General features: G+C 68.6%; 9 protein-coding genes. 6 read left to right on the top strand and 3 right to left on the bottom strand.

Features of this window, described 5'->3' with window-relative positions:
- Positions 1-35 precede the first annotated feature (35 nt).
- Positions 36-2,363, top strand: a complete 2,328-nt coding sequence (locus ACFVQG_RS37275) for a Helicase associated domain protein (protein WP_383392710.1) — start codon at positions 36-38, stop codon at positions 2,361-2,363.
- Between the two features lie 819 nt (positions 2,364-3,182).
- Positions 3,183-5,048 (top strand): ATP-dependent endonuclease, encoded by a 1,866-nt coding sequence (locus ACFVQG_RS37270; protein WP_383392707.1) that lies wholly within the window; start codon positions 3,183-3,185, stop codon positions 5,046-5,048.
- Between the two features lie 1,008 nt (positions 5,049-6,056).
- Here the strand turns inward: ACFVQG_RS37270 and ACFVQG_RS37265 are convergent.
- A complete protein-coding gene (locus tag ACFVQG_RS37265) occupies positions 6,057-7,481 on the bottom strand; it encodes a hypothetical protein (RefSeq protein WP_383392704.1) in 1,425 nt (474 codons plus the stop codon).
- Positions 7,475-8,083: a hypothetical protein gene (locus tag ACFVQG_RS37260; RefSeq protein ID WP_383392701.1), complete on the bottom strand. Its 609-nt coding sequence runs from the start codon at positions 8,081-8,083 to the stop codon at positions 7,475-7,477. The genes ACFVQG_RS37265 and ACFVQG_RS37260 overlap by 7 nt, the downstream gene beginning before the upstream one ends.
- Before the next feature lie 269 nt (positions 8,084-8,352).
- On the opposite strand from ACFVQG_RS37260, the gene ACFVQG_RS37255 reads away from it, so the two are divergent.
- The 4 genes from ACFVQG_RS37255 to ACFVQG_RS37240 all read left to right on the top strand — a co-directional run bounded on the left by ACFVQG_RS37255 (position 8,353) and on the right by ACFVQG_RS37240 (position 13,737).
- Complete coding sequence (locus tag ACFVQG_RS37255; RefSeq protein WP_383392699.1) at positions 8,353-9,657, top strand: DNA-binding protein; 1,305 nt, start codon at positions 8,353-8,355, stop codon at positions 9,655-9,657.
- Between the two features lie 152 nt (positions 9,658-9,809).
- Positions 9,810-10,568, top strand: coding sequence for a TnsA-like heteromeric transposase endonuclease subunit (locus ACFVQG_RS37250; RefSeq protein ID WP_383392696.1), 759 nt, complete (start codon positions 9,810-9,812; stop codon positions 10,566-10,568).
- Positions 10,565-12,685 (top strand): Mu transposase C-terminal domain-containing protein, encoded by a 2,121-nt coding sequence (locus ACFVQG_RS37245; protein WP_383392693.1) that lies wholly within the window; start codon positions 10,565-10,567, stop codon positions 12,683-12,685. The genes ACFVQG_RS37250 and ACFVQG_RS37245 overlap by 4 nt, the downstream gene beginning before the upstream one ends.
- An 86-nt stretch (positions 12,686-12,771) precedes the next feature.
- Entirely contained in the window at positions 12,772-13,737 is a 966-nt protein-coding gene (locus ACFVQG_RS37240; protein WP_383392756.1) for a TniB family NTP-binding protein, read from the top strand.
- An 839-nt stretch (positions 13,738-14,576) separates the two neighbouring features.
- Here the strand turns inward: ACFVQG_RS37240 and ACFVQG_RS37235 are convergent.
- Entirely contained in the window at positions 14,577-25,229 is a 10,653-nt protein-coding gene (locus ACFVQG_RS37235; RefSeq protein ID WP_383392691.1) for a LamG-like jellyroll fold domain-containing protein, read from the bottom strand.
- Between the last annotated feature and the right edge of the window lie 88 nt (positions 25,230-25,317).

Raw genomic sequence — 25,317 nt, 5'->3', positions numbered from 1 at the left:
CCGAAGCACGATAGCTGTCACACGCGACGGGATGGGTGGGGAAGCGGTTGCTGGCCTCGGGTGCCTTTCGGGTGGCTCCCCTACAGGGTGAGATGACGCTGTCGTTCCTGGGGCGGATCGCGGACAGGTACGGGCTGACGGTGCGGAGTCTGCTGTCGTCGGTCACCGAAGTGGCCGGCCAGCAGAGCGTCGTCGGGGCTCTGCAGGGCGACAGCGAGGTGTTCTTGAACGCCGCGGCCCGGGACCGGGTCGCGGCGCTGTGCCGTGTGCCGCAGGTGGACATACGCCGTGCGCTGCCGGCCTGGACGCGGGAGGAGCCGCTGGGCCCCTCGACGGAGAGGCCGGCGGCGCGGCTCCACAACGGGGTGGAGACGGTTGCTGCCTGGGGTCCGGCGTGCCCGGGCTGTGTGGCTGCGCGAACCGGTCGCGTTGCACCAGCCCGCGTGTACCTGGCGGCGCACCAGCGAGTCTGCCCTCGCCACCGGTGCTGGCTGATGAGCGTGCCCGGCAGCGGGGGCCGTGTTGTGGGGCTGGCCGGGTGCCCGGAGGTGGTCCAGGCGCAGGCCGATCACCGCAGGCTGCTGCGCCGCTCCCCCGTCGCTGCTTCGGCGTTCGAGGTTGCTGAGGCGGTCACCGCCTCGTGGTGGGCGCAGAAGTGGCCCGAGGAGCGCCTGTGGGCGATGCGGCTGGAGGCGGCCATGCCCGCGGGCGAGGATCCGCAGCGGTGGCGGATCCTCGCGCGGGATCTGGTCACCTACCCCGAGACCGTCGCCCTCGCCACGCTTCTGGCCAGCCGGGCCTGGCGGCTCCGTGTCGCGGCTGACGGTGGTGGTCACCTCCCTTACCGGTTGGCTGATGTGCCCTGCGTGCCCAGCGAGCTGGGTCATCGCCTGCGGCGTCCGTGGCTCACCGAGCGTCTGGCCGCCTGCACTCACGGACCGCTGTTTGCCTGGACGTACCAGTGCATCCGTACCAAGGGCGGCAGTGGAGACGCCGAACAGCGGCTGTGGCAGGTCCCCTTGGCACTCCGGCCCCGGCCTCTCGCCGACGTTCTCGCGGGCTACCAGCGTCGACAGACTGCAGGCACAGAGGGTCTGCCAGCTCAGAAACGGCTGCGGGGCCACAGCGTGCACGCCGACGGGGCCTTCGCCGCCGGCCTGGCCCACGCGCGCACCTACGCCGCCCAGCACGGCCACCTCGCCATTCGCCGCGACACGCGAGTCGGTTCCTTCTCCCTGGGGAAATGGGTGCACAACCAGCAGGCCCACGCCCTGGCCCTGCCCGAAGAAAAGGCCGCCGCCCTGAAGGAGGTGGATCCGTGGTGGAACATCCCCTGGTCGGTGAAGTGGCAGCGCTCCTACTACCGCGCCCGCGACCACGTCAGGCGCCACGGCCCCCTCAATGCCGCCGACGGCTTCCCCGACACCCACGTGCTGACCGGGGAGTGGCTATACCTGCAGTGCACCGACTACGGCTCACTCCACCCCGAACAGCGCCGCCTGCTGACCAAGATCGGCATCACCGCCGAAACAGGCCGAGCCGCCCAACCGCCAGCTCCCCGCACCGAGCCCGATCTTCTGGACACCGCACTCGCACAAGCCCGCGCCTACGCCGCCGAACACGGCCATATCGCCGCGCCCGCCAGCACCGTCCTCGACGGGTTCCCGCTGGGGAAGTGGCTGGCCTGGCAACGACGACGCGCCCGCCAGGGCCGCCTCTCCCCCACCCGGGCCGAAGCCCTGACCATGATCGATCCGTGGTGGAACCCGCCCTGGCCCCTGCAATGGCAGCAGGCCTACCACCGACTCCGCACGGCAGCCACAGGTGCCGACGGCCTACCGACCACGAACCTCCCCCGAAGCCTTTGCCACTGGGCCCGTGTCCAGCAGGCTTCCTGGGAGCATCTCCACCCCGGCCAGCAGGACCTCCTGACCACCCTCGGCATCACACCCCACACTCCTGTAGGCGAACGACCCGCCCCGGCCACACGCTCCTACCCCGCCAGCCCCGGACTCCACCACGCACACGCCTACGCCGCCCAGCACGGCCACCTCACCCCCGACAAGCACACCCGACAAGCCGGCTTCCCCCTCGGCCAATGGCTGTGCCAGCAACGCCGCAAAGCCCGCGCCGGCACCCTCTCCACCACCACCGCAACCGCCCTCACCAGCCTGGACCCGTGGTGGAACCCACCCTGGCCCTACACCTGGCACCGCACCTGGCAGCAATACCGCACCACGATCAGGGGCAACGAGCCCCTCCCCGACACACTCCTACGGTGGGCCAACGCCCAACGTAGTCAATGGAGCACTCTCCACCCCGGCCAACAACAACTGCTCACTGACACCGGCGTCACTGGATGAGATCGGGTGTCCAACAAGCCGGTCAGCGACCATGCGTGACGAACCATCAACTCATGACGTGAGCTGCATCACACATTTTTGAGCACGGCGTGCCCATGCCCTGCCCTCGCGTTAAGGGCATGACCTGCAGGAATGCAAGTTGCCCGCCTCCACGAGTTCCCACCAGTCTTGACGGCGTGCCGCGGCGCCCGGCACGCCTCAACATCACGTCAAGCTGGAGGGGAAAACCCCTGTACTCAACACCATCGGCAGCCTCCTGCCCACGCTCCTCGGATGCCTCGGACTCATCGCGCTCGCCTCGAACGCAACCGCTCCCTGCGGCACCCGCGCCAAGAAAGCCGCCACCACGGTCCCCGACCACCTGCGCGCTATCACCAACCACGCTCGCGCCATCGTCGCGGCCATCACCAATCGCAGCGGCCTGAACGGCGACCAGGACTGAGCAACCACACCCGAGCACCAGTTCCATCCTCAGGCAGTCACACCATCGCCGTTCCCGGAAAGGCCGCCTGAGGATGGACTGCTCCACGCCCCCAGAGGCTTCTGGGCGCGACGTTTCGCCTCGATTCCCGGGCCGCACCGCCGCCAAAGGCATCAGACCAGCCCTCCCATCACGGCCGGAGACGCTCCCGTCGGCCGGGATGGGATCTTCGGTCGCTCTCCTACGTTGACGCGCCCTCTGCAACGTTGGGATCCCAGCTCTCCCATGCCTCACCAGACGCTAGAGTTTTCCCACCTCGTCCCGAAGTGGTGTGTTTCAACGGCACGTTGACGGCTGCTGGCCACCCGCGTGTCCGTGCCGTACAGCAAGGGAGCATTGTGCGACTCGTCGAACTCAGCGTCACCAACTTCCGCTCGCTGGGCGACGTCCAGGGCATCCCGATCCACAAACAGACCATCCTGACGGGGCACAACGACTGCGGGAAGACAGCGACTCTGGACGCCATCGCTTTCCTGCTCGGCGAGCGCCCTCTCGCGGACAGTGACATCTCTCAGTTTGCCGAGAGTGAACCCGCGCGCGCTGCCCTGCCACCGGACGAGGACGCCGCGGAGCCGATCGCGGTGACGGTGGAAGGCCGGTTCGACCTGTCCGACGCCGAGAAGAAGGCCCTGGGTCTCCCCTCTTCCATCCAGGTGCGCCGTCGGCACGTGGAAGGCGAAGGCGTCTCACTTGAGTGGCTGGCGCAGGTGCCGCAGAACCCCGCGCTACGGAACATCTCCTCCCTGAAGGCGTCCGAGCTCCGCAGCCTCGCCTCCGATGTAGGCGTCAAGTTGCGTGAGGGCCAGCCGAACGTCAAAGCGAGCTGGACCGAGGTTCTCGAGGAGCATGCGGCCTCAGCCCCGACGGTTGCCGGTTGGGCGCAGGCGCCCGAGCACATCGTCAGCGCCCTGCCTCAGCTCCTCTATTTCCGGGGCGATGCTGCGGAGACTCCCGACACCGTGGTCCGCAGCATCCTGACGGCGAAGTTGCGCGAGTACACCCTGCGCGAGGAGACCCGGCAGAAGATCACCGATCTGGAAACCGATTTTTCCGGCCTGCTCAAGGACGATGCCGCCCGCCTGCAGAAATTGGTCGAGGAACGATGCGGCTTCGACTCCTTCTCGCTGGAGCCGACCGTGCAGTTCCGGCCGACTGTCAGTGGCGTCTCAGTGACCGCTGCGGCACCGGGTCAGCGGGCCGTGTCACTGGCCGCGGCCGGGGCCGGCCGGTCCCGCCGGATTTCGCTGGCGCTCTGGGAGGCCAGCCAGCAGCTTCTGTCGGAAGCAGCGGAGGACGGCGTCACAGGCGGTGTGATCATCGCTTATGACGAGCCCGACACGCACCTGGACTATGAGCACCAGCGTCGCATCATGGACATGATCAAGGTGTCGGCGTCCGCCGCTCAGTCCACCGTGATCGTTGCCACCCATTCCCTGAACCTGATCGACGGTGTCGACATCCAGGACATCGTGCATCTCAATAGCAGGGACGGACGAGCCTACGTACAGTCGCTCGGCGCAGAGGACACCGACGAGGACACCCGGCGCTTTCTGTCGAACATGGCGGTTTCCCTGGGCTTCCGCAACAGTGTCCTCCTACACGAACGGTGTTTCGTCGGTGTCGAGGGCCCCACCGAGTACGCGGCTCTGCCGGCACTGTTCAAGCTGGCGTTCGGCTACCCGATCCAGTCCGCGGGCATCGCACTGTGGGACTGCGGCGGCAACGACGGCGCCCTCAACTTCGCCAAATTCCTCAAGAAGCACAAGCGCACCGTCGTGTTCCTGGTCGACGGCGACTCTATCCGCGACAAGGAAAAGGAGTTCAGCCTCAATCGTTTGGAGAAGTACGGTTTCGCCGAGAAAGACTGCCTCTTCCTCGGAGACCCGAACGAACTGGAGGACGTCTTCAGCGACGATCAGTGGGCCGACACCATGAACGCCGAATGGCCTCGCAAGGACGAGCAGCAGTGGACACCCAAGGATGTCGCAGACCTGCGCAGCAGCGGCAAGTTCAGCAAGTCGCTTCACAGCCTGCTGTACCAGCACTCCGAGCAGGCTCCGCGTAAGAAGGAGAGCATGGTCGTCGAGTTGACTCGCCAGCTGCGCAAGCCCTCCGACGTCCCGCCCGCGCTAGTGAAGTCGTTCGAGGATGCAATCAAGGTAGCCCGTGAAGCCGGACTGGCCTACTGGCCCGAGGAAAGCTGAGTCAGGCGCAGTGCACGGCGGGCTCGCATCCGGCTCAGACGCTGCTCTCGGGTGGGCTCCTCCCATGAGTGCACACCCACAGACGACGCCCAGCGCCGACCATGCCGGCTCTTCTCCTCACCGCACCACCGGCATCCAGACGGCGCAGGGGGGCCTGAATGGCGAACACGGACAGCCATAGCATGCACCTCAGTACTCTCCGCTCGTTGTGCCGGTGACCTACTCAAAGAGTCCCACGCAGCACTGACAATCGGCAGAGCGGGAGCAGAGCCCCAGCAAGCTGGTACCGCCCGGAAACAACCAGGCCCCCGCGCGACGCCTCCAGACCGTATGCCGCAGACCGAACACCGCTCCCCTGCGAGATCAGTAGTCGATGTCGGTGAACTCGACCTCAAGCTGTTCAGCACGGTTCCCGTGGTCCTTGAAGGACACCTCCTGGATACCCTCAGCAATGACCTCATATGTGATCTGAGCAGCGTTGCCCCCGCTGGGCGTCGAATGGGCGCCGGGCGTACTCGGCCGACAGGCGGACGGTGATGCGGCGCAGACGTCCGTCGTCGGTGGTGCCGACGGACGTGATGCAGCCGAAGCGAGCGCGGGCCTCCCCGGTGCTCCCGTTACGGGTCACAGCCTGCTTGCGGCGCCGGTCGCGGACGCGGTGCTGCCAACGGAGCTCGAACCGCCACGTCGACACGGCCAGCGATGGCCCTGGACGGCTGTTTGCGCTCACCGATGCGGTAGCGCTCCACAGACCGCTGAGTGATCCCGAGTTTCTGGGCCACGGCATCGGTCGTCTTCAGCGGCTTCAGCAGGAAGTCCGATCCGCCCTATTGAGGGTCTTGGGCGGCTCGTGGGTGAAGACACGGCCGCCGGCCGATCAACGCAGGGCGGTGAGGTGGCCTCGCCTTGTGTCTGACGGTCAGCTTCCCGGAGGAGCTTCGGTGCCGTTGCCTGCCCTCACCGGGTTCTGCCATTGCCCACAGCGCTGCTGGCGGCCCCGCGCATGTCCTATACGTCGTCGAAGCTGGGCTGACTCCATGGCTGGTCGGGGGGTGGGCCTTGGGCGCCGAGGAGCTGGGTGATCTTCTCGGCTTCGTCGCTTGAGAGATCAGAGAGCAAGCGTGTCGTTGTGCCGAGGAGGGCGTCCAGCGGTACCTGGGTACGTGCGCCGCGGGCACTGGCGATTCCGGTGCCGAACAGACACTGGAGCGTCTCGCCGGAAGGGATGCGGGCATCGGCTTCGATGACTCCCTCGGCCTGTCCCAGCGCGTCGCTGATGCCGTCGAGTTGGGCGTCGTGGGAGATGTCGTCTCCGGGGCCGCCGTATCCGACGTGGCGGTCCGTGACGACCATGCGAAGAGAGGTCAACGGGATGCCGAAGCGGTCAGCCCTGTTCCTCACCTCGTCGAGGCGGGGCAGATCGTGCTCCTGTCCCTGCGGGAGCTGGCGCCGGGACTGGGCAACGAGCACATGGAAACGCGGGGTCTGCAGGATCAGCTGGCCGGCCTTCACCGCCCAGCGCCACGGGCTGATGTCCGCGTCAGCCATGCCGGGCACGATCATGCAGACGCGGCTGGTCCAGAGCTGGATCGCCTCACGCATCAGGTGCTGAAGGTTGCCGGTGCCGGCGGCCGGGGTGCGCAGCAGGATAGGGAGGCTGATCATGCGGACGACCCGGTTCCAGAATGCGGAGTCGGTGATGTCCTCGGATTCCAGCAGGTACATCAGGGCCGTCTCGTCGAGATGGCCGACGCCTCGCTGGGGCGCTGGGAAGCTGGCGAGCGTGGATCCGCCGCCCTGCCAGAGCGCGGCAAGGAAGGTTGACATCCGGTCGGCGACGTCGGTGGTCATCCGTGCGGTGAGGGCGTTGACGGCGTCGCGGGTGGGAACGCGTTCTCCCGCACGGGCGGCCTCGGCTCCCTGAACGACCGTGTTCAGGAACTCCTCGGTCGCCGCTTTGTCGAGGGTGCCGCGGCCGCCTTCGAGAACGGAGCGGGACACCAGACGGGGGATGCCGGGAGAGTCGTCGGCCGGTTGGAGTGCGCCGAGTGCGGAAGCGTCGAGGAGCAGCGCGGTGCTGCTGCCGGGCAGCGGGGGAAGATCTCCTTGCTGCCGTTCGGTGGGCAGTTGACCGAGCGCCAGGAGCACCGGCCGGTCGGCACGGGGAAGGCGCTGCAGGTCGTCCTCGAGCTCGCGCTGGTCGGATGTGGTGCGCAGGTAGATGAACCGGCGCGGTGTGCGGGGTCTGCCGGGCCATTCGAGGACCATGTCGGGGACATGGGTGTGGTTGAAGAACTCGGTCTTGGTGACGGTGGCACCGGGGTCCATGCGGCGCAGGTGCCGGGCGACGATGTCTTTGACCCGGGTGAACATCATTCGGTCGTCGGGCTCGTCCATGGCCTGGGAGATCGACTGTTCGACGAGGTTCACCACGAGCCCTCTCTGCGGGTGAGTTCGGCGGCGACGATGGCTGCCCAGTCCTTGAGCGGCAGAAGGGTTTCCTGCTTGTCCGAGAGCACGATCAGCCACAGACGTGCGGCGACCGACTGGGCGAGGTCAACGTCCAGGAGTTTTCGGGCTTCCTCGGTGTCGCTGGTGCCGAAAACGCGGCTGCTGTGATGAAGGACCGCGGTCTCCACCTGGCCTGGTGAGTTGAGGGTGGACCAGGAGTTAGCGCGGAAGGGTGCCCAGGTGATCCACATGAAGTGATCGCTGAGGTGGTGCTGGGCCTGGGCGGCTACGTAGCACTTGGCGAGGAACTCGTCGAACTGGGTTCCCTGATCGCTGGGTTGCGCATAATTCTTGACCTCCGCACAGAACATGTCGTTCTGGTAGGGGTCACCACGCATGGCGCCACCCAGATCGAAGGAGAACGTCCGGCCTCCGTACGGCCAGGACAGTGTCAGCCGACGGCCGCAGGACTCCGAGTCCGTGTTCGCGTACGCGCCGAAGATACGCATCGTGCCCTCGAGCCACTGCTTGGCTCTGCGGGCCCCCGAGAAGCCCTTCACCTGAGCATCTTCGCCAACCACCACAGGCGTAGCTTAGTGCGATCAGATCATCACGGTGCGCTTGAACGGGCCAATCCGCCGCCACACCGACGCCTGCAGTCCCTGAAAGGGAGACTCATGGCCCGGGGAAGTAGACCGCCCGAGGCCCGGCCGGCTGCTGCGAAATCCCCCGCCCGGAGCGGTGAACACGAGACCGTGGTGGAGTGACTCATCTTCCCGGCCTATTGCGGACAGCTCCCCTGCAGGGGGAGACGACCTCGTCGCTGATCTGCCGCATCGCCAGCCGATATGGGATGGAAGCGAAGGTGCTGCGGGCCTGCTGGAAGTGGCGCAACTACCCGCCTGGGCACGAGGGCGGAGGCACACGGGCCGACGCCGAGGTGCTGCTGAACGCAGCCGGACGCCAGCTCCTGGCAGGCGTATGCGGCGTCGAGGAAGACGTGCTGGCACGAGCGTTGCCGTCCTGGGCAGAAGGGGACACCAAGCTGCGCGTCGAGGACGGCGATCCGGTGGGGCTGTGGCGGACCGGTGGCGCGGTGGCCGGTCCCGTGGCGTTCGACTGCCGGCTGTGCACGGCCCGGCGCACGGGGGCGGCTGTCCGGGCGGTGCGGTACGCGCCGCCGTGGGAGCGGGCATGTGTTCGGCATGAGCGGTGGCTGCTGGACGCGGACGCCAACCAGCCGCTGGAGCACCTCGACCTGCGTGGCCTGCCGGAGGTAGTGGCGGCGCAGCGGCGGTGGGCCTCGGTGGCGCGGCGGGCGGTACGCGCCGGGGCCGAGCCGGAGCGGGTGTTCGCGCTGGCGCAGGCGGTGGCGGCCCGGTGGTGGGAGCAGGCCCTGCAGTGGGAGCGGGAGACGATCTGGCCGCGGCGCCTGCACCAGGTCGCGGGCGGGGATGCAGGTGGTGATCTGGAGCGGTGGCGGATCGTGGGGCGGGACGCGGTCGTCTTCCCGGAGGTGGTGGCGGTGGCCGACACACTGCTGGACCCGGCCATGGCCGAGCTGGTGTGGGCCGACAGCGGTGCCGGGCGGCCGCGGGCGCTTCCCGCCGACGGAACGTTCTGCCGTGGGCTCGGCGAGCGGGTCGGCCGGCCGTGGCTGGGGCCACTGGCGGCGACCGACTACGGCGGCCCGCTGACCTCCTGGATGGGCAGCGTCATCCGCCTTCGCCGCGGCGCCGGCGGCCCGCCCGGGTACGACAACGACCCGTGGTGGCTGCGCCGGGAACACCAGGCCGCGACCATGGCCAGCCAGCTGCGGGTGCTGGGCAAGGAGAAGAAGGCGCCCGGTTCGGGGACGATGTGGCGGGCTGCGGTACCCGCCGAGCAGCGCAGGCTGATCACCAGCACTGTCGACAGCGCCCAGGAGCAGCTGCTGCAGCTGCGCGGGGTGCAGACCGGTCCGACTGCCGACGTCGCCCGGCGGCTGCTGCGCGGGCTCGGTCACAGCGCGGGCCTGATCGAGAACGCCTGGAAACGGACCGCGGTGGCGGCGGTCAACGCCGGGGTGCCCCTGGAGGAGGTCGCCGGGTGGGTGGACATGCCCGTCGAGGTGCTCCGCAAGATGCTGACCGCGGGCGGGCAGGAGAGCGGCGGCTGAGCCCGCGCGCCGGGGGCGAGTCGGCTGTTAGCTGATACTGCACTGGTTCGTGGCAGAAACACTGAAAACAGCGGTCCGGGCGGGCGGGAGCGGCTTGGCTGGCGTGGGTGATCAGTACAGGAGCAGCCCGGGGCCGGGCAGGGCGAGCGGCCGTGTACCAGGTAGGCGGGTTCGAGGCGGTCTTCCTCGACCCGGTGGGGCAGGCGGTGCAGCAGCGGTGGGCGGATGCCGCCATGACCGTGGCGTTCGAGGACCTGCCGCCGGTGTCGGCGTTCCCGGCTGTGCCGGGGCGGCGCTGGGGGCCGGGCCTGTGGTGGTCGGCGACCACCGGGCGGCACGTGGCCGCAGGGTCGAACGCGATGCGCGCCCAGCTGATGGTCCTGGACCGCGACCCGGACGTGACGGGCCTGGCGGGGCGGCCGGTACGGCTGCTGTGGCGTGATCCCCGCGGGCAGGTGCACTCCTGGGTGCCGCAGCTTTTCGCCCGCCGTGCCGACGGCACCGCGCTGCTCGCCGACTGCCCCGGCCACCCCGACGCGGGCGGTGAACGGGCGCTGAAGGCCGCCGAGGCGGTGGCGCAGGCGTGCGCAGACATCGGCTGGACCTACCGTCGCATCCCACCGCTCGACGACGTCCTGGCCGCCAACCTCAAATGGCTGGCCGGATACCGCCATCCTCGCAACGCCGGCCGCCCGGGGCTGATAACGGCGGTTGTCGAGGCGTTCACGCGGCCGCGGCCGCTGATCGAGGGCGCAGAAGCAATCGGCGACCCGGTCGAGGTCCTTCCCTGTGTCTTCCATGCCCTGTGGCACGGACACCTGACGGCCGGCCTGGCCACGCCACTGCACGAACGCGTCCTCGTCGGCCCGCGGGGCTGGAACGGCGCGGGCACGGCAGGAGGTGCCCGGTGAGCGCGCGGCGCAATGCCCGGCCGGCCGTGAAGGTCGGAGGTCGCGTCCGGTTCCATGGTGTGACGTGGCAGGTCGTCGCCCTTTCGGGGCAGGAGATTCGCCTTGTCGGCCCGGACGGCGGGGGTGAGGCCGTGCTCGCCGGGCACCTGTTCGCCGACCCCGGCTTAACCGTCGTAGGCGCCGACGCACCGCAAGCAGCCCCGCAGTGGGGATTGTTCGAAACCGCCCCCGCCGCAGCGCGCGAGAAGGCGCTGGCCTGGCGGCGGCACGTGCGGGAAGTCGAGTGCGGGCTTGCCGGCGGGCCCGGCAGCGAAGGAGCGGTCCGGCCGCAGTACGACCCGCAGCGGCACACTCTGGCCGAGCGGGAACAGGCCAAGGCCGAGGAGCTGACCGCGCTCGGCTTCGGCCGGGTGTCGCGCACCACGGTGCAGCGCATGCGCCTGGCCTACCGCAAGCAAGGCCTGTGGGGACTCCTCGACCACCGCACCACCCGCGTCTCCAGCCCCACCGGGCGGGCCGACGAGCGGGTCGTCGCCGCCGTCCGCGAGGCACTGCGCCGGCGCCGCGGGCGCTCCAAGGGCACCATCAACGGCCTGTTCCCGCTGATCAACCAGATCCTTCAGGACCGGCACGGGCCCGGTACGGTGCCGGCGCCGTCGCAGGCCACGCTGTACCGGCTCGTCACCGCCCTGGCCCGGCCCGGTGAACTGCCCACCGGGCCCGTGAGGCAAGTACCGGCGAGCGTCGACGGGCGGGCCTTCACCCCCGCCACCGCGCTGCGGCCCGGCGAGCAGGTCCAGATCGATACCACCCGCCTGGACGTCCTGGCCCTCTTCGACGACGGACGCCTGGCCCGGCCCGAGCTCACCATCGCCGTCGACGTCGCCACCCGCGCCATCCTCGCCGCCGTGTTGTGTCCGAGCGCTACCAAGGCCGTCGATGCGGCCCTGCTGCTCGCGGAGATGGCCGTCCCGCACCCCGCCCGCCCCACCTGGCCGAACATCCTGCGCATGGACCGCGCCCCCGCACTCCCCCACCGGCGGCTGACGACGCTGGACGAGCGCCTGGCCGAGGCTGCGGCCCGGCCCGTCGTCCTGCCCGAGACGATCGTCGTCGACCGCGGCAAAATCTTTGTCTCCGCCGCGTTCACCGCTGCCTGCGAGCACCTCGGCATCAGCGTCCAGCCCGCCCCGCCCCACGCCCCTACCGCGAAGGGCATCGTCGAGCGGACCTTCGGCACCATCAACGCCCTGTTCTGCCAGCATCTGCCCGGCTACACCGGATCCGACGTCACCCGCCGCGGCCCCGACACCGAGAAGGACGCCTGCTACAGCGTCCCCCAACTGCAGGACCTGCTTGATGAGTGGCTGGTGCACTACCACCACCGGCCCCACGAAGGCCTGCGCCACCCGATGATGCCCCGCAAAGCCCTCACACCGAACCAGATGTGGGCCGCGCTCGTCGCCGTCACGGGACACGTCCCGGTCCCGCTCACCGGCCGCGACTACCTCGAACTGCTGCCCGTGCGCTGGCAGGCCATCACCCCCGCCGGCATCCGCATCCACCACCGCACCTACGACGCGGACCTCCTCGCCCCCTACCGCGGCCAGGCCTCCCCCGTCGCCGGCCGCGGCGGGAAATGGGAGATCCACTACAACCCCCACGACGTCCGCCAGATCTGGATCCGCCTGCCCGACGGGCTGCTGACCGAGATCCCCTGGATCCACCGCGACCACGTCCACCAGCCGTTCAACGACCACACCTGGCAGCACATCCGCACCCACGCCCAGCACAGCAACCACGACGACAGTCAGCAGCATGAAGCCGGCCTGGCCGACGCCCTCGACCAGCTCATGCGCCGCGTCCACAGCGGCCACGCCACCACCACCGAGCAAGCCCTCCTCGCCCGCGCCACCACGCTGCCCATTCCCACCGCCCGGCACCCCCACCACGGCACTGGCACCGGCACCGCCACCGGCGAACCAGCGCAGTACGACGAGGACGACAGCATCGACGACCTCGACGGCCTCGACGACCTCCCCAACGACGACGCCCATCCCGCCGCGGCCACCGGATTCGGCCTCTACGACGCACACGAGGAAGCCGACAAGTGGTGAACACCCGCCCCCACCCCGCAGCGCACCAACCGCCCAGCGCACCCTCCGACGCGGGCAGCGACAACACGGCCGAGCCGTCCTGGCCCCTGACCACCTGGCAGGGCTGGCAGCGCTTCGCCACCACCACCCCGCCCGCCCCACCCCACCCCGAAGACCCACCCCGCAGCCTTGAGGAGCGCCTCGCCTACCACTCCGCGTTCGTCACCATCCGCACCCCCGCCATCAGCCAGCTCGCCACCCAGGTCCGCACCCTGATGATCCTCGGCCGCCACCAGCAGACCACCGCCCGGCCCTCCCTCATCGTCACCGGACCCGCCGCAGCAGGGAAAACCACCGCCCTGCTCAACGTCGGCCGCACCTGCCACCTCGCCCACACCCGCAAAAACCCCGCACCACCCGGATCAGCACACGCCGCGGCACCCGTGGCGTATGTCCTCGTCCCGCCGGGCGCCACCGCGAAAACCCTCGTCACCGAGTTCGCCCGCTACCTCGGCATCCCCGTGGCCACCCGCATGACCCAGACCCAGATCACCGACGCCGTCTGCCACACCTACACCCAAGCCGGCGTCCAACTCGTCCTCATCGACGAGATCCACCGCCTCAACCCCCGCACCACCACCGGCGCCCAAGCCGCCGACCTGTTGAAAGACCTCACCGAACGCCTGGCCGCCACCTTCGTCTACGCCGGCATCAACGTCACCGACACCCCCCTGTTCACCGGCACCCGCGGCGCCCAACTCGCCGGACGCGCCACCCTCATCACCTGCGGGCCCCTCCCCGCCCGCCACGGCACCCGCCAACCCTTCCGCGACGTCATCACCGACATCGAAAACGCCCTCGACCTCCACCGGCACAAACCCGGCACCCTCCCCCGGCACGCCCCCTACCTCCACCAGCGCACCGCCGGCCGCATCGGCTCCCTCACCCGACTCATCCGCCAAGCCGCCATCACCGCCATCTGCGACGGCACCGAACGCATCACCAAAGCCGCCCTCGACGCCGTACGACTCGACCACCTCGCCGAAACCCACCACCGCCCCCGCACCCGCTAACCCCCACCCCACCAGCACAAACAGCCCTGACCAGTACAAACACCCGCCGAACCATTACACGCTAGAGCTACCCACAACAAACCCGGTCCCGCTCAGCACACAAGACATAACCCCAGATCACACACCCCACCCACCCCGACCCCACCGCCCACCCGACTTCTCAGCAAACCCACAACACCCCAGCCCAGCCGCCACCGCGTACACCAACAAACCCCCCTCCGAGCGTTATCAAGCACAGCCCGCTGGGCATCCGTTACCGACAACGGCGGGATCTTCGGTCCACGACGATTCACACCAAACCAACGACGAACCTCTGACTCACGTCACTAGTCCCTCATAGAGGCTCTATCCCACCAATGGGCTCGAATACGGGGTCACCCTCAAACACAGGTACATCGAGCTCTGCCCTCAACGCCCTCCACATAAAATCTGTGAATTGCATTGGAAACACGAACCACTGTCCCATGTCCAGCAGAACGGACCACTCGCCATCTGCATCATGCGGAGGCATCAAGAAGACACAGTTCCCGGATACCGATCGAGCGACAGCAACGCACCCGGCAGGCTCCGGAAAAACTGAGTACGGATACCTTTCTGGATTATTTCGCGACAGCTCGGAGTACGCGTAGGCGGCTTGCTCCCAGAGAATCTCGAGTCGTAGCCCCTCGTCATTCTGCCCGGCCCTCGGGTGAAAAATATACCACTGATCGTTCACGCAGCCGGGGCCATAAGCGCTGACAAATTTTTTATAGTCGTCTGGAAGAGTTATCTCGAAGCGCCGCTCCAATGCACGCCAGTCCCTTTCAACATCTCCATTTACTGACGACTGTCCCAAAATTTCATGGAACCGACGATTTTCCACTGGATGACCTCGCTGAACAAGTATATCCGCCAGATGGTCGATTATAGACGGTGCAGTCCAACTGGAACCCACCATCTCCCACGGCGCGCATCGCCAGCTCCGTAGGTATCGCCTTATTCTTCCCATTATACACGGGAATTACTCCGTATATAACACGCTGCCCTCCCTTCACTGCCCCGGTGATCTCGTCTTCCAGCATTCGCATATGCGGAGAGTTTGCGGGCGTTTGATAACCGGCCACGAAATTCCGCAGAGTATCTCTGGCTCCACCCATCTGATTCCCGATTAGGTGAAGGGCAGCACGGTTACTGGCTGGAAGGTCCAAGTAACCAGCAGGCTTCCATTTTGGATCCAGTCGCCATGGCCTCAGATCATACGCGTCTATGTATGCGATCGCCCCTGTAGCCCGACAGTCCTCGGGACCTTCCCCGAACCGCGTCATGGGGGCGTAATAGAAGGAGGGATCAGTGGATGGAAAGTCGCGAGAGCACGAGTTTTTGGTTCGTTTGGAATTTGGGTTTGCTCCAGACGTTCCAAAGCCCAGATCGGGATCTTCGTACATCTCCGGGAACATCTCCTGGAGATCCTCAAGAATGATCTGGTCTTGCGGCGCATACGTGGTCTCGCCGCCTGACAGGAACAGCTCGGCAAGGTTCTTTTTATCGACGAGCACCGCCCGGTCCAGCGCCCGTTGCTGAATGTGAGCGATATCGACACGCGGCTTCGGGGCAGGGCGCGTCGGTGCCGGTACAGGGCTCTTGCCGCGGTTCGGGTTCTGGGGAGGCGAGGGCTTCGGTGGTTTGGTCGTGCCCGTGCGGGGAGTGCCGCTAGGGCGGCCCGTACCGGTGGGGCGGGTGGTGCCTGGGCTGCGGTAGGTGGGTGTCGAGCACCCGTACGTGCAACCGCGGCGTGTGGTCCCTGTGCTGCGGGTGGTGGAACGGGTAGTGCTCCTCGTGGAGTGGCGTGTCTCCAGGCGGCGCATCTCGGCGGCGTTCTTGCGGGCCTGGTTGCGGCTGTTCACGGTGTTTCTGGTGCCGGACGAGCCCGCTCTGGTGTTCCCCCGGTGCCTGCCCTTCGGGGCGGTGCCGTGCGGGGTGGAGGTCCGTGCCCTGGGCTGGCCGACGATTCTGGAGCCGTACACGCTACCGCCGCCGCAGGCGCATACATGACCTGTTGGGTCGGTACCGTTGAGTGGGTCCGAGTTGGCGTAGCCGTACCGGTTGGCCTGGGCGGAGGGGCTGGGGTCCAGGAGCCAGGTGTCGCGGGAGGCGAAGGCGCCGGTGCCGGGCTGGTACCAGCGGGCGGCCATGTTCACGTCGCCCGACTCCGGGTCGGTCCAGCCGGACTGGTAGCCGACGGCCGGGGTGGTGCCGTCGGTGGCGGTCACCGTGCCGAAGGGGTCATACGCCGTGGAACTGGTGACTGTCCTGCCGTCGATGGACAGGCCCGCCACCAGGTCCGTGTGCTGGTCGGTCACCGACCACTGGGCGGTGGTGCCGTCGGTGCTGGCCAGCAGGGAGCCGTCCGGGGTGCGGCTGTAGTTTGTGGTGCCGTCGCCCAGGAGGTTGTTGGAACCGCCGTCGTAGCGGAACGTCGTCGTGCCGTTGGCCGCTACTCGGTCCAGGGAGTCGTATGTGTACGTCGACGTGCCGTCCGTCACCTTGCGTTCGAAGGCGTCGAAGGTGAGGGAGCGGGTGCTCGTCGCCTTCTCGACGGTGGCCAGGGTGCCGCGCGCGGTGTAGGCGTAGGTGGAGGTGCCGTCCGACAGCAGGCGGTTGCGGGCGTCGTAGGTTGCCGTGGCGGCGCCCGCCCTGGTGCGGTTGCCGGAGGCGTCCCAGGCGTAGGTGGTGGTCTGGTCGTCCTTCGTCCAGTACGTCATGCGGCCGGCCTGGTCGTAGCCGTAGACGTGTTCCGCGGCGCCCGCTGTGCCTGAGGTCTGCTTCCAGGTCAGGCGGTCTTCGAGGTCGTAGGCATAGGTGGTCGAGGCGATCTGTGTCGCCTCGTCGGGGGTGGTGACGATGTCGTCGGTGAGGCGGCCCAGGCTGTCGTAGCCGAACGATCGGCGGGCCGATTCGACCCAGTCCGGGGAGCCGGGCGGCTGGATGGCGTACTGCTCCATCAGCGGGCGGCCCGCCGCGTCCCACTCGTACCAGATGTCCGCGCCGGTCATCTCGTTCCACAGCCACTCCAGGCGGCCTGCCGGGTCGTAGCCGTAGACGGTGGTGTTCTTCGCGTCCGTCCGTTCGGTCATGTGGCCGTCGGCGTCGTAGGTGTAGCCGACCGAGCCTGCGGGGCCGGAGGCGGTGAGGAGTTGGCCGCGGTCGTTGTAGGTGTAGGTGTTCGCGGCGGCGGGGTCGGCGGAACCCGCGGATGTCATGCGGTCGGCCAGGTCGTAGGTGAAGGTGCGGTCGGTGGTGGCCGCTTCGGCTCCCGTGCCGGTTTCGCGGGTCAGGCGGCCCAGGGCGTCGTAGGTGCGCTCGCGCTTGACGCCGCCGGGGAGCAGTTCGGTGACAGGCTGCCCGGCCTTGTCGTAGACGGTCGTCCAGGTCCGGTCCGTCGCGTTGGGGTGGGCGGTGGTGGACGGTTCGATCGTGGACTGCGGCAGGCCCCAGCTGGTGAAGGTGTAGAGCGTGCTGTTGCCGCGGCCGTCTGTCAGGCGTGTGCGGTTGCCTGCCGCGTCGTAGCCGAACGTCGTCGTGATCGAGTCCGTTTCGGAGACGGGTTCCACCTGCTTGGTCATCCGGCCGAGCGCGTCGTAGGTGTAGGTCGTACGGGCCTGGGTCTGGGGGGAGATGACCGCTGTGAGGTTGCCGTCGGCGTCGAACTCCGCCCTCGTGGTGCGCAGTGCCGTGGTGCCGGTGCCGTAGTCGGTGGTGGCGGTGGCGTTGTCCAGGGCGTCGTACGTCGTAGTGGTCCGGCGGTTGGTGGGGTCGGTGATCTCCGTCCGGCGGCCGAGGCCGTCGTAGGCGAAGCGCGTGGTGCCCGCCGAGTCGGTCAGGGACATCACATCGCCCGCGGGGTTGTACGTGGCGGAGTTCGTTCGGCCGGCGGGTGTGGTCGATCTGATCTGGTTGTCTGCGTCGTCCCAGGTGTACCGGCTGGTGAGGTATTGGAGGGCCGGGCGGCGTTCCACCACGGTCGCGGTGAGCTGGCGGCCCAGTTCGTCGTACGTCGCCTCGCTGCGGGCGCCGGTCGGGTCGGTGGCCGACAGTTGCAGGCCGGTGGGCGTCCAGGTGTAGCGGGTGACGCCGCCGCCGTCCGCGCTGGTGGCCGCGAGGAGGTCCGGGTCGCTGTTCTGCCAGGCTGAGACCGCGGCGGCGGCGTCGGCGACGGGGTCGGTCTGGCTGGTCAGCTGGCCCAACTGGTCGTACCCGTAGTGGGTGACGCGGCCCAGCGGGTCGGTGGCTGTGGCGGGGAGGCCTTGGGTGTTGTAGCTGGTGCGGGTGGTCGCCGTCAGGGGTGCCGCGACGCCCGGAGGGGTGTAGTCCGGCAGCGTCATCGCGGTCGCGCGGCCGAGGCGGTCCACCTCGACGCGGGTGACCTTGCCGCGGGCGTCCTTGGTCTCGGTGGCTTCGCCGAAGGTGTTGTAGCCGGTCCAGGTCGCGGGCCGGAGCGTCGTGGCTGCCTCGCCGTTCTCCTCCGCCTGGACCTCCGGAGCGGTCTCCTGGACCAGGCGGCCCAGGGCGTCGTAGCGGTAGGTGGTGGTGTACGCGGACGGGATGGCACCCGTCGCGTTGCCGCGCGGCGTGACTGTGGTCAGCGGGAGGCCGCGCTTGTCGTAGGTGTGGGTGGTGGTGTGGGTGGTGGTTCCGTCGGTGACTGCCTGCTGGGTGAGGTTGCCCGCCGGGTCGTAGTCGGCGGTCGTGGTCAGCTTCTTGGTGCCGGAGATCGACTGGGTCTCTTCCGTGATCCGGTCGTCGCCGTCGTAGGTGAAGGTGCTGACGCGGTTGAGGCCCGCCGGGTCGAGGACGCTGGTCTTCGTGCGGCCCAGGGCGTCGACGGTGAACGTCTCGGTGGTTGTGCCGCCGCCGGTCACCTGCTGGGTGAGGTTGCCTGCCGCATCGTAGGTGAGGGACTCCAGGACGATGTCGTGGCGGGTTCCGTCGGCCTGGGTGACCTGCTTGGCGGTCGTGCTGGCGGGCAGGCCGTCGTCGAAGTAGGTGTAGGTGGTCGTGGCGCCCATGGCGTCCGTGGTCGAGGCGAGGCGGCCTGCCGGGTCGTAGGCGTTGGAGACCACGGTCAGGTCGCGGACGCTGCCTGACGGGTCGCCGGTCCAGTCGTCCAGAACCGTGGTGGCGTGCTCGCCGCGGGCTGTGTAGGTGTAGGTGAAGTGCGTGCCCGCTGGGTCGGTCAGGCCGGTGACGCGGCCGAACGCGTCGTGCTCGAAGAGGGTGGTGTGCTGCTCGGCGTCGGTGACGCTGTCGTTTCGGCCGTGTGCGTCGTAGTGGTAGGTGGTGGTGCGCGCGGTGTCGCCGCCGGTGGTGTCCTTGGTGGTCTCGGAGAGCAGGTTGCCGTCGTCGTCGTAGGCGCGGGTGACCTGGGCGGTGTGGCTGGTGCCGGTGATCTCGTTCTTCACGGCGGCGCCGGTCTCGGTGACGATCCGCGAGGCCTTGTCGTAGGCGTAGGTGGTCGTGACACCGGTGGGGTGGGTGTCGGAGATCTGGGTTTCGGACGTCCTGCGGCCCAGCCCGTCGTAGGTGTAGCGGGTGATCAGGCCGGAAGGTGAGGTCACTTCGGCGAGATCGCCGTTGGTGAAGTAGCGGTAGGAGGTCGTGCCGCCCTCCGGCGCGGTCTCCTTCAGGACCAGACCGGCCGGGGTGGTGCCGCCGTCGAACGCGGTTTCCGTGCCGGTGGTGTAGGTGGTGGTGGCCGTGCTGCCGTCCGCGCGGGTGGTGCTGGTGGGCAGGCCGAGGCTGTTGTACGTGTACGCGGTGCGGTAGCGGGTGTCGTTGCGGTCGGTGGAGCGCGGGTCCCGGTAGGTCAAGGGCTTGTCGTTGCGCGGGTCGAGCGGATCGCTGGCGCTCAGGTGGTACGAGGCGAAGCTCGTCCAGCACGAGTCGGCGTCGCGGCAGGTGGTGGTGGACACGGCGTTGCCGCGTGCGTCGTGACCGGTGACCGTGGCGTGACCGTTGGGGTCGGTGACCGTGTGCAGGTTGCCCGCCGAGTCGTAGGCGTAGGAGGTGACCGCGCCCGTGGTGTCCTTCCGGGTGAGCGCGCGCTGGCCGCGCAGGGTGTCGTAGCTGGTGCTGCGGGTCTTTTGCTGCGGGTCGGTCACCGTCACCGTCGCCGTCAGGCCGGATCCCGCCGACTCCGCCTGGGCGCGGTAGTGGGAGGCGACCTGGTCGGCGGTGAGGCCGGTGCGGTAGAGGGCGACCTCGTCGATGTCGCCGTTGAAGTAGTAGGTGGCGGCGGGCAAGCCCATCCAGCTGGACGTTCCGTAGCCGCCGCCCACGTAGGCGTGGGTACCGGCCTGTTCGGTTCGGGTACCGGTGAGGGAGCCGACCTTGACTCCGTCCAGGTACAGGGTCTGGGTGGTGCCGGAGCCGGACAGCACCACGTGGTGCCACTCGTTGTCCGTCACCTTCTGTGGCGACACGATCGGGGTGGCCCCGGATGCGCCGGTCAGGTAGAACTCACCGCGCAGTTTGCCGTCGCCGTCGATGTTGAGGACGGGGCGCCAGGACGTCGGGGTCTGACCGAGGGGCGCGTTCTGGAAGCTCATCAGCACACCGGAGGCCGTGCTCGTGCGGAACCACATCTCCGCCGACAGGTCGGTGGCGCCGGAGACGATGGAGGGGGGCATCTCCACGTGGCCGCCGGAGGTGAGGTGGACGGCACGGTTGTCGCCGGTACCGAAGACGCCGGGTTTGTCGAGCGTCGACTGGTACACGGAGCCTGCTTCGCGGCGGAAGGTGGCGTTCATGCCGGTGCCGCCGGTCTCGCTGTGCACAGCGGTGCCTTCGCTCTCGCCCAGGCGCCAGTACGCGGCGGGCGCGTCCGCTACGGTCACGCCCTGGTACTGGTCGCCCGTCCCGGTGACGAGGGCTTTGCGGGCCTGGAAGTGCCGGTTGGGTGTGTCCGTGCCGCCGGCGACGTTCGTCCAGGGAACGTAGGTCCAGATCTGCTCGCCGCTGGTGCTGGTGGTCTTGGTGAAGGTCACCAGCGGTTTGTCGTAGAAGGCGACCTCGTCGATCTGGCCGGTGAAGTCGCGGTAACCGGACGCCTGTCCGTCCCAGCCGGTGGAGGAGTAGCCGCCGCCGATGAACACGTGGGCGTGGCGGGTGGTGTCGACGCCCGTGCGGGTGGAGCCCTGGTACTCGCCGTCCACGAAGAGTGCCTGGATGCCCTCGTTTCCGGTCAGGATCACGTGGTGCCACTTGTTGTCGGTCACCGTCTCCTTGGACAGGAGGCTGGAGGCGCTGGGAGTGAGCTTTCCGCGCAGCTTGCCGTCGGAGTCGATGACCAGCACGGGCCGCCATCCGGCCGGGGTGTCTCCGAACGCGGTGTTCTGGTGGGTGACCAGGACGCCTCCGGGTTCGCTGGTCTTGAACCACAGTTCGGTCGACAGGGAGGTGCCCGTACCCAGCGACTCCGTGGGCACCTCGATGGCCCCCTCGCCGGTGAAGGTGGCGGCGGTGTCGTCACCGTCGGCGAAGACGCCCGCACTGCCCGGCCGTACGCCCGACAGATAGCTCCCGGCCAGTCCTTCGCCGAGCGGGCTGGCCGCCACGGCACCGCCCCGCTCGCCCAGTCGCCAGTAGCCGGTGGGGCCGCTGCGCTGGATCGTGTCCGCGTAGGAGGAGGACGCGGTCGAGTAGGAGGGCGCGGACACCTTCCAGGTGCCGCCGTCGGCGTCGGTGTGCTCGGTGAGCCGCCCGCTTGCCGGGTCGTAGGTGGCGGTGGCGTGGACCCGGCCCGACGGCAGGGTCACCTTCGTCATCTGGCCGATCGCGGACCTCGACGCGTAGTGCTCGGCCACGGTCCTGGCGTCCAGCGGGTGATGGTAGACGGCGACCTCGTCCAGCTCGCCCTTGAAGTGGTAGGTGCCGCCTGGCAGGCCGCCCGTCCAGCCGGTGCTGCCGAAGCCCGCGCCGAGGTAGGCGTAGCCACGGTACTGCTCGGCCAGGGCGCCGGAGAGCGAGCCGACTGGTGCACCGTCCAGGTAGAGGGTCTGGGCGCTGGCTCCGCTGGTCAGAACGACGTGGTGCCACTGGCCGTCCGTCACCGGTTGCGGCGACACGATCGGGGTGGCCGCGGAGACACCGGAGAGGTAGAACTGGCCGCGCAGTTTGCCGTCGCTGCCGATGTTCAGCAGCGACCGCCATGAGGTCGGCTTCTCGCCCAGTTCGGCGTTCTGGGAGGCGAGGATGACGGCGGACGGTGTCGTCGTCTTGAACCACAGCTCGACGGCCGGGAAGGCAGCGCCCTTCAGGGTCCCTTCGGGTAGCTCGACCACCGAGTCCGTGCCGTCGAACCCCGCTGAGGTGTCCGTGGTGCCGCCGATGGCGGAGGGCGTGCCGAGTTGGACGCCGCGGTGGACGGCGTCGTTGAGCCCGGTGTGCGAGACCGCCTCGCTGGTGGCCGTGGCGCCCTCGCGCTCACCGAGGCGCCAGTAGGAGGTGGGCGCGGCGTCCAGGACGCCACTGCGGTAGGCGGAGCCGTCGCCGTGCTCGTAGACCGTGCACTGGGTGGCCGACGAAGGCGGGCACACCTTGGTCAGCCGGTCACCGCTGTAGGTGTAGTTCCATGTCAGGCTCGGGGTGTTGGCGTCGACCGCGCTGGTCGTCACCGAGGTGACGTGATTGCCCGTCCAGTTGAAGGTCAGGGAGCGGCCGGACAGTTCGTCGGTGACCTTCTTCACCGGGCCGCCGTCCTCCGTCTCGTGCCGGACCGCCTGGGTGCGGCCTGCGGAGTCACGGATCTGGGCGAGGACACCGGTGTACATGAAGTAGTACGTCGTCCCGGACCGCTCGCGCAGGGCCCAGCCCTCCCCCTCCTGGCGGACCAGGGTGAGGGAGCCGCCCGGCGGGCCCACGTAACTGCCGCCGGGGTTGCGGCCGAACCGTACCTGCGAGCCGTCCGCCAGGGTGGCCAGCGCGGTCGACGTGTCGGGTTCCTCGCGCAGGTGCATGTCCCACGGGGTGGACCAGCCCGCGCCGAACATCCCGTCCCGGCGGGGGTCCAGGGAGTTGTAGGTGCGGGTGACGGACAGCTCCGGGCCCACCGTGGAGATTGCCGCGTCGGTGGCCGCGGTGACGTAGTTGCCCGCCCTGCTGCCGATCTCCATGCCGTCGTCGGCGCCACCGAGGTGGGCGGTGACGGTGGGCTGCGGGACCTGCGTGGTCAGCAGGGCCGCACCGGGCTGGGCTGAGCTGTCGGCACCGTCGTACACGTACGCGTACCAGGCGTACGTCTTGCCCCACTGGAGCCAGCCAGACGGCACGGACCACTGCTGAGAGGAGGTACGGGTGCCCTTCTGGCAGCTCTTGCGGACGTTGCTGCCTTCGACCTCGCACACCTCGAAGGTGTATTCCAGCACGGACTTCGGGTAGTGGTCGGAGTCCGTGCCCTTCGCCCACAGCGTGGGCGTCAAGGTGTCGGCGGTCACCCCACTGGCCGGGGATTCCGCGGTCAGTTGCGGCGGGATGTTGACAGCCGAGAACTTCACGGCCGCGCCCGGCACTCCCTCGGTGGCGAACTGGGTCACCCCGTAGTCGGTCATCGTCCACAGCACGGTGTAGGTGGCCGGTTCCAGCGGTGCGATCTTCGCGTCCACCGTCACTGATTCACCTGGCGAGACGTCCTGCGGCATGTTCGTGTACGCGATTTTGGAGCTGTCGGTGATCTTGTTACCGGCGGAGTCGTACAGGAAGTAGCGCAGCTTGTAGTTGCCGTCCTTCGGCCAGGTCTGCTGTCCCTGGTTGGTGACGGTGACCTTCTGGATGCCCGGGCTGGTAGCGGTCACAGGGGCGGTGAAGTCGCCGAGCTGGTATGTAGCGCCGTACTTGGTCCAGGTCACGTCGAGGCTGGGCTTGCCGTTGGTGTAGTCATCGGAGCCGAACTGCTTCCAGCCCCGGGAGTCAGTGGTGGACGCCTTCACCGCGAGGCCGTAGTTCTTCTTACGGCCGTGCGTCCAGTCATCGACGAGCTTGCGACCGGCCGAGCCGAGCTTGATGCTCTCCCAAGCCGGGCCGCACGACCACGATGTGCTTCCTTCCGGCCGCCAGCCATGGGCGAAACTCTTCGACGCCAGCGACGCGCCCGTCGACGGCCCCGGATATGTCGACGTCGTCGACTCCGACCAGTTCGAAGTGATCGGATGGACGGTGACCGGGCGTGCGGTGCACGAGTACGACCAGGTGTTGTACAGGGCGAGATCCGCGTTCAGCACCCAGGCGTTCTTCAGCGTGGTCTCCAGTCCGGAGAAGCGCAGGAACGCCGCGGCCTTGTGGCCGCCGCCGTCGTAGGTGCCGACCTTCAGCACCGTGTCCGTGGAGAAGTTCGTGTTGTACGGGTACTGGACGTAGGTCCCGGACGTCGCGTCGACGGACTTCACCGAGGGGTCGACGCGGACGGGGAAGACCCGCTCGGGAGCGCCGAGCCACTCCTCGTCGAGCCTGACGACCAGGACCTGACGGCTTTCCTCCTCGTCCAGGCTGTAGGTGACCCCGGAGGAGATCGTGCCCTGGTTGGAGTCCGGTGCGCGGTTGGAGTCCTCCATCCAGCCCGGCGGTGTCCAGGCGTGCACGGTGCCGTCGCCGTCGGTGAACACCACGCCGCCGTGGTCGTCGAGACGCGCCGTCAGTCCCTCCAGGGCCAGTGGAAATCTCCACTCGGTGGGCGCGTCCGCGTCCTTGAGGACCAAGGTCTCCTTGACCGAGTCACCGCCCGCGAGGAACTCCAGGTCGGCGTGGGGACGCACGCCCTCGTACGTCACGGCGCTGCCGTCGGCCAGCCCGGCGGCAGCCTGAGCGTCCGCGACGCCATAGCCCACGGCCAGTTGCTCGCCGACCTGGATGCGCATCACCGGGTCGGCGTCGGCGCTCCCGGCGAACTCAATCGGGGCCGCGCTCGAGGCGGTCACCCAACCCTCGTCGTCCCCGCTCATCGCGCTCAGTCCCGGGACGTCGTCTGGGACGAGGGTGGTGTCGATGGACTCCCAGCCGCCGTCCTTGGCGCGGAAGTTGACCGGCTCGGTGTAGTGGCGGGTGGTGTAGGTGCCGTCCGGATTCAGATAGGTACGCTGCCGCTCCTCGCGCTTGCCCGTCAGCTCCTTGCTGTGCGTGACGTCGAAGCCCCGCGCCTCTGGAGTCTCCGGGACGGGCACCTCCTGCGCAGCCCCGGGGGGCGGCAGCTCGGGTGTGCTGGGCAGCCGGGCAAGTCCCGACTCGCCGTCGGGCGGCAACTCCCCCGCGCCCTCGAGGGCTCCAGTGCGACCGCCCTTGGCAGATGCGTCGGTCGACGTGGCTGATGCCTTGTGGCTACGCCCTGCCGCCGAGCCCCAGCGCTGATCCGGGGCGTCTCCTGTCGAAGCGGCGGATTGACCGACCGCCAAAACGACTTGCTCGGTGCCGGCCAGTACGGCAAGCACTGTCGCAACGGCAACGACGAACGAACGTGCTCGACGCACGAAGCCCCCCACACTTGAAGCCAGCGGCGGGGAATTCTTATGTGATCTTCATATGGGCACACAAGACCTTCACGGGTTGCACGCCGCG

The sequence above is a fragment of the Streptomyces sp. NPDC057877 genome, assembly GCF_042796855.1.
In the GTDB taxonomy this organism is placed as follows: Bacteria; Actinomycetota; Actinomycetes; order Streptomycetales; family Streptomycetaceae; genus Streptomyces.
The sequence above is the reverse complement of the archived record's forward strand: the minus strand, read 5'-3'. Positions and strand labels throughout refer to the sequence as shown.